The sequence below is a fragment of the Rhodoblastus acidophilus genome, assembly GCF_009720655.1.
GTDB lineage: Bacteria > Pseudomonadota > Alphaproteobacteria > Rhizobiales > Beijerinckiaceae > Rhodoblastus > Rhodoblastus acidophilus_A.
This window is the reverse complement of the sequence record NZ_WNKS01000005.1, coordinates 194,234-208,087: the sequence shown is the minus strand read 5'-3', so window position 1 is coordinate 208,087 and position 13,854 is coordinate 194,234. Positions and strand designations below refer to the sequence as shown.

General features: G+C 66.7%; 11 protein-coding genes. 5 read left to right on the top strand and 6 right to left on the bottom strand.

What is annotated here, in order from left to right; translation table 11 throughout:
- The first annotated feature begins 2 nt into the window (after nucleotides 1-2).
- On the top strand, nucleotides 3-1,184 hold the full coding sequence (gene recF, locus GJ654_RS08520) for a DNA replication/repair protein RecF (protein ID WP_155445768.1): 1,182 nt from the start codon (nucleotides 3-5) through the stop codon (nucleotides 1,182-1,184).
- Nucleotides 1,181-2,995: a DNA helicase RecQ gene (gene recQ, locus GJ654_RS08515; protein ID WP_155445722.1), complete on the top strand. Its 1,815-nt coding sequence runs from the start codon at nucleotides 1,181-1,183 to the stop codon at nucleotides 2,993-2,995. The genes recF and recQ overlap by 4 nt, the downstream gene beginning before the upstream one ends.
- Before the next feature lie 91 nt (nucleotides 2,996-3,086).
- Here the strand turns inward: recQ and GJ654_RS08510 are convergent, their stop codons facing one another.
- The 6 genes from GJ654_RS08510 to cydD form a co-directional block, all read right to left on the bottom strand.
- On the bottom strand, nucleotides 3,087-3,434 hold the full coding sequence (locus tag GJ654_RS08510) for a response regulator (RefSeq protein ID WP_196305475.1): 348 nt from the start codon (nucleotides 3,432-3,434) through the stop codon (nucleotides 3,087-3,089).
- 192 nt (nucleotides 3,435-3,626) lie between these two features.
- Nucleotides 3,627-3,986, bottom strand: coding sequence for a response regulator (locus GJ654_RS08505; RefSeq protein ID WP_264586140.1), 360 nt, complete (start codon nucleotides 3,984-3,986; stop codon nucleotides 3,627-3,629).
- 18 nt (nucleotides 3,987-4,004) lie between these two features.
- Nucleotides 4,005-4,430 (bottom strand): alternative ribosome rescue aminoacyl-tRNA hydrolase ArfB, encoded by a 426-nt coding sequence (gene arfB, locus GJ654_RS08500; RefSeq protein ID WP_425540379.1) that lies wholly within the window; start codon nucleotides 4,428-4,430, stop codon nucleotides 4,005-4,007.
- Nucleotides 4,427-5,683: a tyrosine--tRNA ligase gene (tyrS, locus tag GJ654_RS08495; RefSeq protein WP_155445720.1), complete on the bottom strand. Its 1,257-nt coding sequence runs from the start codon at nucleotides 5,681-5,683 to the stop codon at nucleotides 4,427-4,429. Before tyrS ends, arfB begins: the two co-directional genes overlap by 4 nt.
- 413 nt (nucleotides 5,684-6,096) lie before the next feature.
- Nucleotides 6,097-7,776 (bottom strand): thiol reductant ABC exporter subunit CydC, encoded by a 1,680-nt coding sequence (cydC, locus tag GJ654_RS08490; RefSeq protein WP_155445719.1) that lies wholly within the window; start codon nucleotides 7,774-7,776, stop codon nucleotides 6,097-6,099.
- The gene (cydD, locus tag GJ654_RS08485; RefSeq protein WP_155445718.1) at nucleotides 7,773-9,500 is read right to left on the bottom strand and encodes a thiol reductant ABC exporter subunit CydD; all 1,728 of its coding nucleotides are present in this window, start codon (nucleotides 9,498-9,500) and stop codon (nucleotides 7,773-7,775) included. The genes cydC and cydD overlap by 4 nt, the downstream gene beginning before the upstream one ends.
- A gap of 353 nt (nucleotides 9,501-9,853) precedes the next feature.
- Between cydD and GJ654_RS08480 the strand changes: the two genes are divergently transcribed.
- The 3 genes from GJ654_RS08480 (at nucleotide 9,854) to GJ654_RS08470 (ending at nucleotide 13,766) form a co-directional block, all read left to right on the top strand.
- Nucleotides 9,854-11,680, top strand: coding sequence for a PHA/PHB synthase family protein (locus tag GJ654_RS08480; protein ID WP_264586141.1), 1,827 nt, complete (start codon nucleotides 9,854-9,856; stop codon nucleotides 11,678-11,680).
- Between the two features lie 376 nt (nucleotides 11,681-12,056).
- Nucleotides 12,057-13,058 carry a hydroxyacid dehydrogenase gene (locus GJ654_RS08475; protein ID WP_155445717.1) on the top strand — a complete coding sequence of 334 codons (1,002 nt, stop codon included), beginning with the start codon at nucleotides 12,057-12,059 and terminating at the stop codon, nucleotides 13,056-13,058.
- A gap of 138 nt (nucleotides 13,059-13,196) precedes the next feature.
- Complete coding sequence (locus GJ654_RS08470) at nucleotides 13,197-13,766, top strand: hypothetical protein (RefSeq protein WP_155445716.1); 570 nt, start codon at nucleotides 13,197-13,199, stop codon at nucleotides 13,764-13,766.
- Nucleotides 13,767-13,854: the final 88 nt, after the last annotated feature.

Genomic DNA, 13,854 nt, shown 5'->3' with positions numbered 1-13,854 from the left:
CCATGACTTTTGTGGCCGACGATTCCCTCCAGCGCGCGCCAAAAGCGCGGCGCGTCGTGCTGGCCGATTTCCGCTGCTATGCCGCGCTCGACCTGAAAACCGGGGCGAAACTCGTCGCCCTCTCAGGCGACAACGGGGCGGGAAAAACCAACCTGCTTGAAGCCCTCTCCCTGTTCGCTCAGGGGCGGGGCCTGCGCCGCGCCGAAATGTCCGACATGGCGCGCGAGGGCGGCGCCGGCGGTTTCGCCGTGTCTTTGGAGCTTGAGGGCGAGGCCGGCGGCCCCGTGCAGATGGGGGCGGGCCTTGAGCGAATCGAGGGCGTGGCGCAAAGACGATTTCGCCTGGATCGCGAGCCCATCGGCTCCGCCAAAAATTTTTCGAACCACATCCGCATCGTCTGGCTCACCCCCGCCATGGACGGCCTGTTCACCGGCCCCGCCGGCGACCGCCGCCGGTTTCTCGACCGTCTGGTGCTGGCGGTGGACAGCGAGCATGGCGCGCGGGTCAGCGGGTTGGAGCGGGCGCTGCGGAGCCGCAACCGTCTGCTGGAAGAGCGCTTTTCGGAGAAAATCTGGCTCGACGCCGCCGAGCGCGAGATCGCCGAACTCGCCATAGCCGTCGCCAGCGCCCGGCGCGAAACCGTCGAGCGTCTCGCCGCCCTGATCGCCGCCACATCGGACGAAGCCTCGCCCTTCCCCTGGGCCGACATCGCGCTCGAAGGCGAAATCGACCGGCTGGTCGCCGAAAACCCGGCGCTCGCAGCCGAGGAAGCCTATCGCGCGCTGCTGCGCGACAGCCGCGCCCGCGACGCGGCCGCCGGGCGCACCCTGATCGGCCCGCAAGCCAGCGATTTTTGCGTGCGCCACGGTCCCAAAATGTGCGAGGCGCGGCGCGCCTCCACCGGCGAGCAAAAAGCTTTGCTCGTCGGGCTGGTGCTCGCCCATGCACGGCTGGTGGCGGCGATGAGCGGCATCGCGCCGCTGGTCCTGCTCGACGAAATCGCCGCGCATTTCGATCCCTTGAGGCGGCGCGCGCTGTTCGACGCGCTCGACGCGCTCGGCGGCCAGATCTGGATGACCGGGGCGGATTCCGCTCTTTTCGCCGATCTTTTCGGACGCGCCGACCTTTTTGAAGTCGCCAACGGCCGGGTCTCAAACCTTTTCCGCTGGAAGGACAGCGCATGAGCGATGTTTTGGCGACCCGCCAAGCCTTGAAAAAAGTGTTCGGATTCGACGATTTCCGTCCGGGCCAGGGGGAGATCGTCGAGGCCGTGCTGTCGGGCGCGCCGGTGCTCGCCGTCATGCCCACCGGCTCCGGCAAAAGCCTGTGCTACCAGCTCCCCGCGCTGATGAGCGACGGCCTGACCCTTGTGGTCTCGCCGCTGATCGCGCTGATGCGCGACCAGGTCGGGCAGATGCGTTCGCTCGGCCTGCCGGCGGCCACGCTCAATTCGCAAAGCAGCGAGGAGGAGTCGGGGGAGACGTGGCGGCAGATCCGCGATGGATCGCTCAAATTGCTGTTCGTGTCGCCGGAGCGGCTCGCCATGAACGGCCTGACGGAAGCCCTGTCTCGCGGAAAAATTTCGCGCGTGGCCGTGGACGAAGCCCATTGCATCTGCGAATGGGGCCATGATTTCCGCCCGGAATATCGCCTGATCCGGCAGAGCGTGGAAAAGCTCGGCGCGGTCCAGGCCATCGCCTTCACCGCCACCGCCGACGCGGCCATGCGAGCGGAAATCGCCGAACGCCTGTTCGACCGCGCGCCAAGAATTTTTCTGCATTCCTTCGACCGGCCCAACATTTCGCTGGCCTTCGCCGCCAAGGACCAGCCGCGAAAACAATTGTTGCGCTTTCTCAATGTGCGCCGGGGTCAGAGCGGCATCGTCTATTGCGCCTCGCGCGCCGGGACGGAAAAACTCGCCGATTTCTTCGCCGAACAGGGGTTTGATACGCTCGCCTATCACGCCGGAATCGAACAGGGGCGGCGCAACGCCAACCAGGACCGTTTTTTGCGCGACGACGGCGTGGTCGCCTTCGCCACCATCGCCTTCGGCATGGGGGTGAACAAGCCGGACGTGCGCTTCGTCGCCCACGCCGACATGCCGTCATCGATCGAAAGTTATTATCAGGAGATCGGCCGCGCCGGCCGCGACGGCCTGCCCGCCGCAGCCTTATGCCTCTATGGCCTCGACGACATGGCGCTGCGCCGCCGCCAGATCGACGAAAAAGACCTTTCGGACGACCGCCGCCGGGTCGAGCACGCGCGTTTTTCCGCGCTGGCCTCGTTGTGCGAGGCGGTGGCCTGCCGCCGTCAATTGCTGCTCGCCCATTTCAACGAAAAATCCGAGCCTTGCGGCGCCTGCGATTTTTGTCGCGGCGAAATTTTGACGCGAGACGGCACGGTCGAGGCGCAAAAGGCGCTGGCCGCCGTCTATCGCACCGGACAGCGTTTCGGCCTGAACCACCTGTCAGACCTGCTGATCGGCGCTGACAGCGAGGCGCTGCGCCGCAACCGTCACGACGAGCTGAAAACTTTTGGCGTGGGCGCCGACCGCAGCAAGGCCGAATGGACCTCGACCTTTCGCCAGCTGTTCGCCGCCGGCGCCCTGCGCACCGCCAGCGCCGAACACGGCGGCTTTGCGCTGACCGAAAAGGGCGACGCCATTTTACGCGGGCGCGAAACTTTCGTGCTGCGCGCCGACCCGCCGCGCGAGAAAGGGGCAACAAAACCCGTCTTGCGAAAAGGGCGGGATTTCGAGGATGTCGCAACGGGGGACGGCAAGGTTTTCGAGGCTTTGCGAAAACTGCGCCGCGAACTGGCGAACGACCAGGGCATCGCCGCCTTCATGGTGTTCGCCGACCGCACGCTGCTGGACATGGCGGAGCGCCGCCCGGCGTCGCTGGACGAGCTGCGCGGCATCCACGGCGTCGGCGAGCGCAAGATCGCGCTTTACGGAGATGTGTTTTTGGAGGCGATCGCGCAGGCTTCCGTGTGAGGCGAAGCGGCGGCGCTTCTTCCTTCTCCCGCCGCAGGGCGTTCGTCAGAACGCCCGTCTAAAGACCGGCGATGGGGAGAAGGGTTTGCCCTCAATTCACCCCGAACCGCCGCACCTCGCGGATCAGGTCCGCGTCCGTGAACGGCTTTTCCACAATGGTCACGCCGCGATGCGCCGGCGGAAGATTGTCCCGCCCATAGGCGGTGACGAACACGAACGGGATTTGTTTCCGCGCCAGGATTTCGGCGACAGCGTCGATCCGCCCGCCGTCGATGTTCACATCCAGCAGCGCGCCGTCCACGGCTTCGTTGCACGCCAGCTGCATCGCCTCTTGCAGCGACCCCACCGGCCCGATCACCTCAACCCCTTCGCCTTCCAGGACATGTTCGATATGGGCTGCTACGAAAAACTCGTCTTCGATCACCAGGATTCGTTGCATTCGCCTGTTCATCCTCGCGCCAGATTCGGCGCGCGGGTCGATCTTACGCGGCCGGATGCCTCACTGTAATCTTTTTTGCCTAAATATGAAACACTTGAGCTGCAAATCTTCACACCCCGCCGCACCGCGTCGAAATCGGCGCTGGCGCGTCGGGCCAATCGGGTCCGCGACGCGTTCCACCGAAGAGGGGATTCAGTCGCCCAGCAGCCGCGCCACTGCCTCGCGCAGAGCCTCTGGCTGATACGGCTTGTTCAGCGACGGGCGGTCCTTGAAAGCCGGCGGCAGCGCCGAGGCGCTGCTGTAGCCGGTGGTGAAGACGAAGGGCGCGCCGACCGCGGCCAGCGCCTCGGCGACGGGTTCGACGGTTTCGCCGCCGAGATTGACGTCGAGTATGGCCGCGTCGATTTTTTCGTCGCCCACCAGTTTGAGCGCCGCCTGAACGTTGGGCGCCGGCCCGACCACGTCATAGCCGAAGTCGCTCAGCATCTCTTCGAGCGCGAAGGCGACCAGCGCCTCATCCTCGACGACAAGAATTCGGGCTCGCGGGCTCACTGTTCACCCCTCGGTTCGTCAGTCCCGGTCGAGGACGGACTTTCGGCCCTGCTTGTGCAAGGACCGCGTCTTCTTGGCTTCGAGGCGCCGCTCCACCGAGCCCTTGGTCGGCCGCGTGGCGCGGCGCACGGGCGGCGGCGGTTTTGCCGCCTCCCGCACCAGCTCCGCAAGGCGTTCAAGCGCATCGGCGCGATTGAGTTCCTGCGTGCGGAACCGCTGGGCGTTGAGCACGAGCACGCCGTCCTTGGTCAGCCGCCGCCCCGCCAGCGCCATCACATTGGCGCGCACCCGCTCGGTCAAGCCGGGGGACGCCGCCACGTTCCAGCGCAATTGGACGGCGGTCTCCACCTTGTTGACGTTCTGGCCGCCGGCGCCGGACGACCGCATGAACGACAAAGCGATCTCGCTTTCGTCAACAAAAATGCGGCCGACCCTGAGCATCACTCCACCTTCAGCAGAACGTGCTTCTTCTTGCCGACGGACAGTTTTGCGAAACCATCGACAAAATCCTTGTCGCTGAGCGCGTAGCGCTCGTCGGTGAGCGCGGAATCGTTCAGCCTGAGGCCGCCGCCCTTGATCTGGCGCCGCGCCTCGCCGGTCGACGGGGTGAGCCCCGCCTTGACGAAGGCCGTCAGCACGCCCATCCCGGACGCCACCTCGGACGCCGCCACGGCCACGGTCGGCAGGCTGTCCGCCAACACCCCCTCTTCAAACGTCTTGCGCGCCGTCTCGGCCGCAAGCTCGGCGGCTTCGCGCCCATGCAACAACGTCGTGGCCTCGTTGGCCAGCACTTTTTTGGCCTCGTTGAGCTCAGCCCCCTGCAAGGCGGCGAGCCGGGCGATCTCGTCCATCGGCAAGGTGGTGAAAAGCTTGAGAAACCGGACGACATCGGCGTCCTCGGCGTTGCGCCAGTACTGCCAGTAGTCATAGACCGGCAGCATGTCGGCGTTGAGCCAGACCGCGCCCGCGGCGGTCTTGCCCATTTTCGCGCCGGACGCGGTGGTCAGCAGCGGCGAGGTCAGGGCGTAAAGCTGCGGCGTTCCCATGCGGCGGCCGAGGTCGAGGCCGGTGACGATATTGCCCCACTGGTCGGAGCCGCCCATTTGCAGCAGGCAGCCGTAGCGGCGGTTCAATTCGACGAAATCATAGGCCTGCAGGCACATATAGTTGAATTCGATGAAGGACAGCTCGTGCTCGCGCTCCAGCCGCAGTTTGACCGAGTCCATCGCCAGCATGCGGTTGACGGAAAAATGCTTGCCGACATCGCGGAGGAAATCGATGTAGTTCAGCGTCGTCAGCCATTCGGCGTTGTCGGTCATCACCGCGTCGGTTTTTCCCGCGCCAAAGGTCAGGAATTTTTCGAAAACCTTCTTGATCGACTCCTTGTTGGCGTCGATCTGCGCGATGGTGAGCATCTTCCGGCTCTCGTCCTTGCCGGAGGGGTCGCCGACGCGGGTGGTGCCGCCGCCCATCAGCGGAATCGGTTTGTTGCCAGTCTTTTGCAGCCAGTGCAGCATCATGATCGGCAGCATCGAGCCGACATGCAGCGAGGGGGCGGTGCAGTCGAAGCCGATATAGGCGATCAGGTCGCCGCTGGCGGCTTTTTCGTCCAGGCCGGCGAGATCGGAACATTGATGGATGAAGCCGCGCTCGGTGAGCACGCGCAGAAAATCGGATTTCGGCTGGAATTCGGACATTTTTCCCCTCGCTTGAGGCGAGGTTTTAGGGTTTTGCCGCGCTTGGCGCAAGCAGAGGCGCGGCTCCGCATAAAAACCCGCCCCAGCGCTGTGACTCCACTGGAGCGGGCCATTCACGCCGGCGCAACTTCATTGGGGGGCGAAGACGAGCCGGGAGCGATTCCCCGGACGAACCGCCACTCAAATCATGCGGCTGTTCGATGGCGACCGCGACCGATCAAAAGGCTGAACCGCATACTCTTTTCGGTTCGGCGAACGCGCCGATTCTGGCCTGCGCGCGGAAGCGCCGGGAAACGCGAGGGCGGCGCGTCTCTGGCCCTTCGCGATTGTCGCGCCCTCGGGATCGCGCCCTTCGCTGCGACGCCTGTTTCATTTTCTCCCAGAGCCCCGCATGGCCGCCAGATAGACCGGCTTCAGTCCGAGGCGCGACGCGCGCGACAGATGACGCCGTCGTCGAGCGTGATCACCTGATCCATCAAGGCCATTTCGGCCGGGCGATGGGTGGCGATCAGCAGCGTGCGGCCCTCCGCGCGCTTGAGGAAGGCGGTGAGGACCTGTCGCGCGGTTTCGGGGTCGAGGCCTTCCGTGGGCTCGTCGAGGAACAGAATCGGCGCGTCGCTCAGCAGCGCGCGGGCGAGGCCGAGGCGCTTGGCCTGTCCGCCCGAAAGCTTTTCCCCGGCGACGCCGACCGGGGCCTCAAGGCCAAGCGGCAGCGCGCCAATGGTTTCCGCAAGGCCGACGCAGGCGAGCGCGGCCCAGAGTTCGTCATCGCTGGCGCGCCGCCGGGCGAGGCGCAAGTTTTCGGCGACCGTCGCGGCGAACAGATGCGGATCCTGCCGGACGACCACAATGCGCGAGCGGAGGAAACGGCCGGACAGGTTTTGCAGCGCGACGCCGCCGAGGCGGATCTCGCCCTGGCTGGGGTCGCGGAAACGGACGAGCAAATCGGCGAGGCTCGATTTTCCCGCGCCGCTCGCGCCGACAAAGGCGACGCGGGCGCCTTCGCCAATGTCGAGATCGATCCCTGCGAGGGCCGGACGCGAGGCGCCGGGATAGGTCAGCGACACCGCGCGAAAACGGAGGTCGAAGCGTTGCGGCGGCGCCGCCGGTCTTTCGGGCTCCGCGACGACAGGTTTGCGGTCGATCAGGGCGAAGACGCGATCGGCGGAGGTCAGCGCGCCGGACAGGCCGCCGAACGCGCCCGCGAGCGGCGCGAAGGCTTCCAGCGCCGCGAGCGCCGCCAGAACGGCCATGGCGATGTCGGGACTTTTGAGCGCGCCATCGCGCAACATTGGGGCACCCAGAGCCAGGATCGCGAGCGCGGCCAGTTCGCCCGTGGCGCCGACGCAGGCCTGGCCAAGGGCGCCGATGCGCGCGACTTTCGACTCGGCAGCGAGCAACTCGGCCATTGTCCGCTCCAGCGCGGCGAAATGGCGCGCGTCGGCTCCCGTCGCCAGCAGCGGCGCCAGACCCTTGAGGTCGTCGCTCAGGCGCGCGCGCAGTTGCGCCGAGTGTTGCGCCAAAGCGCGGCTCGGCGCCCGGCCGCAAAACGCGGCGAGCGCCGGCGCCGCCACGCCGGCGAGCAGGAAAATCGCCGCCGCGGCGAGCGCCATCTCGCGGCTCCATGGCGCCAGCGCGGCGACGAGACAGGCGCCGACGAGACAGGCGACGATCAGCGGCGACACCATGCGCAGGAAAAAATGTTCGAGGCGCTCGATGTCGCCGCGCAACCGCTCGGTGACGTCGCCGGAGCGCAGGTCCGCCAGCGCGCCCGGCGCAAGCGGCTCAAGACGCGCGAACAGGTGGCCGCGCAGTCCGCCGGTCAGGCGAAAGGTCGCTTCGTGGCTGATCAGGCGATCGACGTAGCGTCCGCCGCTGCGCAGGATCGCCAGCGCCCGGATCAGGGCGGCCGGGGTGAAATAATCGATGGTCGCGCCGGCGAGCCCCGCCGCCGCCATGGCCGTGATGAACCAGCCGGAGACGGCGAGCAGGCCGATATTGGCCAGCAGGCTCGCCAGCGACACGAGCAGCGACGCGGCGATCCAAAGCGCGTAGGGGCGATAGAGCGCCAGCAGGCGCAGCAGGTTTTTCATCGCGCCGCCCCCTCGGCGGCAGCGAGGTCGGGGGCGACCATGCGGGCGTAAAACCCGCCCGCCGCCAACAGGGTCGCGTGCGTTCCTGTCTCGACCACCCGGCCGCGGTCGAGCACGATCAGCCGGTCGGCCATTTGGGCGGTGGCGAGCCGGTGGGCGATGATCAGCGCGGTGCGGTCCGCGCACAGCCGCGCCAGACTGGCGCGGAGGTCTCGCTCGGTGTCGACGTCGAGATGCGCGGTGGGTTCGTCGAGCAGGACCAGCGGGGCGGGAGAATAGAAGGCTCGCGAAAGGGCCAGCCGCTGCGCCTCGCCGCCGGATAGGCCGGCGCCGCCTTCGCCGATGGGCGCGCCGACGGCCAGCTGTTTCGCGCGCGCCAGCGCCAGCGCCTCCCTGACGCTGGCCTCGACAGCCGCTCCGGCGTCGCGGCCCATGGCGACATTTTCGGTCACGTCGCCCTCGAAGAAATGCGGGCGTTGCGGCAGATGGGCGATGCGGCCGCGCCATGCGCGCGGATCGAAGGCGGCGAGCGGCGCGCCATTGACCCATATTCGCCCGCCGTCCGGCTCGATGAAGCGCAACAGCAGCGAAAACACCGTGCTCTTGCCGGCGCCGCTCGGTCCGGCGAGCGCGACCGTCTCGCCCGCCGCTATTTCGAAGGACAGGCCGTCGAGCGCGCGCGGCCCGTCGCCATAGGCGAAGCGCACATCCTCGAAACGCAGGGCGATGTCTCGGGTTGGGGCGGGCGTCGGCGTCGCGGGCGTGTCGGGCGCCGTCTGGCTCAGCAGCGAAGACATCTTGTCCGCCGCCGTCTGCGCCTCCATCTTGGCGTGGCGTTCCGCGCCGAGCGCGCGCGTCGGCGCGTAAAATTCCGGCGCGAGCAGCAGCACGAACAGGCCGGTGTGGAAATCGAGTTCGCCCCAAAGCAGGCGGAAGCCGACCAGCACGGCGACCAGCGCAATGGCGAGCGCGGAAAAAAATTCCAGCACCAGCGAGGTCAGGAAGGCGATGCGCAGCACCGCCATGGCGTCCTTGCGATAGGCGTCGGCCATTTTTCGCACCAGCGCGATTTCGCGTCGCGACGCGTTGAAGATTTTCAGCTCGGGCAGGCCCTGGATCGCGTCGAGCAGATGGCCGCCGAGGCGCAGCAGGCGCGCCCATTGTTTTTGGCTCGCCTGCTCGGCGCCGCGTCCCGCCAGCACGAGAAACAGCAGCGCGACCGGCGCGCCCACGACGATCACCAGCGCGGCGCGCCAATCGGCGAAGGCGACGGCCAGCAGCACGAGGGCTGGCAGAGCGGCGCTGGCGGCGCGCGCCGGCAGATAGCGTCGCCAATAGGCGTCGGTCGCCGCCACAGCGTCGGTCAGCAGCGCGGCCAGTTCGCCAGTCGGCCAACCGGCGAGGCGCACCGGTCCCAGCGCCCGCACATGGTCGAGAAGGTGATGGAACAGCGCGGATCGCGCCCGCGCCGAGGCGGCGAACCCGGCGCGCTCCGCCACATAAGTCAAAAGCGCGCGCAGGACGACGAGACCCGCCAGGCCCAGGAGCGTGGGCGTGAGCGCCGCGAGATCGGCGCCGCCGAATGCGGCCGTCGAAATCGCCTCCGACAGCAGCCAGGCGAAGGGAATAGCGACCGCGCCGCGCGAAAAACCCGCTGCTATGGTGAGGCGCAGCGCGGCGTTCGCCTGCGCCGTTCCCTTCAGCAGGGACGCCGCGTCGGTCATGGCAGGCGCCCAGGCGCGCGCGGCGGATCAATCCGATGTCTGAGAGCTTGATCCATGTCGATCCAGGCTGTGCTGAAATTCAAACCACATCACATTGATCACCCCGATGGCGACATGGGATTGCGCCTGCGGAAGACCGAACGGGAAGCGGCTGGGCGCGGCGGCAAATGCTTGTGATCGGCCGCGCCATCCTCCACGAACGGAAGCCGTCGTCAACATGCGCGTCGGACCAGACGCCGCCGAAACGCGCGCGCAGGCCGCCTGTTGCCGCGCCGGAGCCGCGGGAGTAGCCTGTCGCTTGAGCGAACGGTCGCGGGCGCTTGAAAAAGAGCTCCGGGCAAGGAGAAGCGAAGGTGGCGCGCGAAACAGACTTCGATCCGCGGCGGCCCCTGGTTTCGTCGCAAACGCCCGCCCGCGCCGAGGCGATCCATCGCGACGGCGACGCCGCCGCGTGCAACGACCGCGATCCGCCGACGCCGTTCGACCGCCTGCTGCGGGCCGGGCTCGCGCGCTATACCCTGGGTTTGTCCCCGGCGGCGCTCGGGCTCGCTTATGCCGACTGGGCCATCCATCTCGCGGCTTCGCCCGGCAAGCGCGCCGAGCTTGCGGAAAAGGGGTTTCGCAAGTTCATTCGCTTTGTGGCTTATGCCGCCAGTTCCGCCGGGCGCCCGGACGCCGAGGCGTGCATCGCGCCGCTGCCGCAGGATCGGCGCTTCGATTCCGAACTTTGGCGCCAGCCGCCGTTCAACTTGTTCCACCAGGCGTTCCTGCTGCAACAGCAATGGTGGCACAGCGCCACGACCGGCGTGAGCGGCGTTTCCGCTCATCATGAGCAGTTGACGACGTTCATGGCGCGTCAGGCGCTCGACACGATGTCGCCGGTCAATTTTGTCCCCACCAATCCCGAAGTGCTCGCGGCGACCTTCGCCGAGGGCGGCCTGAATCTGGCGCGCGGCGCGCTGAATTTCTGGCAGGACTGGGAGCGCGCCCTCGGCGAAAAGCCGCCGCTCGGCGCCGAGCGCTTCCGGCCGGGCAAGGAGGTGGCGGTGACGCCCGGCGAGGTGATTTTTCGCAATCACCTGATCGAACTGATCCAATATGCGCCTGTGAACGCCAAGGTCGCGGCCGAGCCGGTGCTGATCGCGCCGGCGTGGATCATGAAATATTACATTCTCGATCTGTCGCCGCAAAACTCGCTCGTCAAATATCTGGTCGATCACGGCCACACCGTGTTCATGATCTCCTGGCGCAATCCCGGCGCCGAGGATCGCGACATCGGCATGGACGATTATCTCCGGCTCGGCCTGCTCGAAGCCCTGAAGGCGGTGAACGCCATCGTCCCCGACGCGCCGGTGAACGCGGTGGGCTATTGCCTGGGCGGCACCTTGCTCTCGATCGCCGCCGCCTATTTGGCGCGGGAAGGCTTGCGCGCCTTCAACACGATCACGCTGCTGGCCGCGCAGACCGATTTTACCGAAGCCGGCGAACTCTCCCTGTTGATCGACGAGAGCCAGCTCAGCTTTCTCGAAGACATCATGTGGAACCAGGGGTTTTTGGACGCGCGGCAAATGGCGGGAACCTTCCAGCTGTTGCGCTCGGGCGATCTGATCTGGTCGCGCATGGTCCACGAATATCTCATGGGCCAGCGCCCGCCGATGAGCGACCTGATGGCCTGGAACGCCGACGCGACGCGCATGCCCTATCGGATGCACAGCGAATATCTGCGCCGCCTGTTCCTCGACAACGATTTGTTCGAGGGGCGCTACCCCGTTGATGGCCGGCCGGTCTCGCTCGGCGACATCCAGGCGCCGGTGTTCGTGGTCGCCACCGAAAGCGACCATGTCGCGCCCTGGCGCTCCGTTTACAAAATTCATCTGATCGAAAGCATCGACATCACCTTTGTGCTGACCAGCGGCGGCCATAACGCCGGAATCGTCAGCGAACCCGGCCATCACGGCCGGCGCTTGCGGGTCGGGCGCCGCGCCGCCCACACCCGCTTCAGCGGACCCGACGAATGGCTCGCCCGCGCCGAGGTCGCCCAGGGCTCGTGGTGGCCGAGATGGCTGGAATGGCTGGAGGGGCGATCGCGCGGACAGGTCGCCGCGCCCGGCCTCGGCTGTCCCGACCGAGGCTATGCGCCGCTTGCGCCGGCGCCCGGGACCTACGTGCTGCAAGCTTGAGGCGAGGCGCGCGACCCCGAAGTTGGCGCAGGGACGAAGGTCAGTTGCGGCCTGTGATCCGAGCCTTGCCCGCGAACGCGCGAAGCGGCGGATGCGCGGTCTCCGATCATCCGCTGGCCGAAACCATGGCGTTGCGGGAGCAATGGGCGAGAGGGGGCGCTTCAGGCCGCCAGGCGGTCGGCCTTGTGCTGATGACGCGGGGCGTCGTTGGGATTCCAGGGAATTTCTTCCTCGCCAGTCGCGATGCGCGCCGGATCATGTTCGGCTTTCGCCACGAATCGAATACCCTCGCCGCGCGCGGCGCTTTTCGCCCTTGAAACCGTGATAGAGTTCGACCGACCTCCGCGCCCGGAAGTCGCCGCCAGGAGACCCGCCGATGAAGGTTGTGATTTTCGAGGTCGAGCCGAGGGAGGCCGCGGCCTTCGACGCTCTCGGAGCGAACCACGATCTCGTCGTGACGGATCAGCCCTTGCAGGCGGGCAACGCCTCGCACTTCGCCGACGCCGAGGTCGTTTCCACATTCATCTATTCGAAGCTCGACCGGGACGTGCTTGATCAGCTTCCCGCGACCAAGCTGGTCGCGACGCGCTCCACCGGCTATGACCATATCGACATGGCGGACTGCGCGCGGCGAAAAATCGCCGTCTGCAACGTTCCCACCTATGGCGAGAACACGGTCGCCGAACATGTGTTCGCCTTGCTCCTCGCCCTCAGCCACCGGCTGCGGGACGCGATGGAGCGCGCGCGGTCCGGCTGGTTCTCCCCCCAGGGACTCGAAGGTTTCGACTTGCAGGGCAAGACGCTCGGCGTGATCGGGACCGGCAATATCGGCCGGCACGTGATCCGGATCGCCAGGGGGTTTTTGATGGACGTCGTCGCCTTCGACGCCAAACCCGACCCGGAGCTGGAGGGCGATCTGGGTTTTCGTTATGTCGGCTTCGACGAATTGCTGTCGCGCTCCGACATCATCACCTTGCATGTGCCGGCTTCGCCGCAGACCCAGCATCTGATCGGCGCGAGCGCCTTCCAGCGTATGAAGCGGGGCGCGGTCATCATCAATACGGCGCGCGGCGGCCTCATCGATGTCATCGCGCTCGTGCAGGCGCTGCGCACGGGTCAGGTCGCGGCCGCCGGCCTCGACGTTCTGCCCGACGAGCCCCTGATCCGCGAGGAGGCGGAGCTGATCAGCTCCGCCTTCGCGGGCCAGAACGATCTGCGCAATCTCGTCGCCGGCCACGTGCTGCTGAACATGCCGAATGTGATCGTGACGCCTCACAGCGGTTTCAACACGCGCGAAGCCGTGGCGCGCATCATTGCGACCACGGTTGACAATATCGAAGCCTTTGCAGCCGGCCGGCCCAGGAACCGGGTGGGCTAGAGCCCGTTCACCGAACGGGCTCCAGTTTTTTGTTTCTACGCGTTTTCTTCACGCGAACCGGCATCCACTTCGCTCGAAAACGCTCTAGACGCGCCTTTATGCGATGAGATCGATGGCCGCTGGCCTCCGGCTCCAAACGTGTTCGCGGAGTTGGAGCATCTGGCTGCTGCGGCGCGCGCCATCGCGCTTCCAGCGACATCGGGCTTGTCGCGCGGCGTCGCGGCGCGCTCGTCCGGCAAGCCGGTGACCGCGCCCGTCGGCGAAGCGACGTTCGGGCGGCTGTTCGACGCCTTCGGCGCTATCCGCGATTCCGGCTCGGCGCTCCCCGCCGATACGCCGCGCCGCCTCATCCATCATCCGCCGCCGCGCGATAAAAGTTCAAGTTTGACAGCATTTCGACAGCTGGCGCCCTCTAGAGAATCAGTGTCGCCACAGCGACGCCACGAGTCCCCTCGTGTTTACATCGTCTTTGGAGAAATCACGGTGCGTGCGCACTTGCTACTTTCCGCCTTGTTCCTCGGAAGCGTGTCTCAGGCATTCGCCTTGGAGGGCGGCTTCCCAATGGGGGGGCGCCAGTCGCGAGCGGAACAGGTCGCGTATTGCGCCCAGTCGAAGTCTGACTGCCTGCAGAACGTCGGACCGTTTACCCGCTATCCCTCACAGCGGGCGCAATGCGTCATCAGATATGATCAATGCCTGAATAGGTGAGGACAGCGCCAGCCCTGGCGCGAATTGCCAATCGGCAAAGATTGAGGCCGCGTTCGGCGAACTTCGGTTCACCGAACGCGGCTTTTTT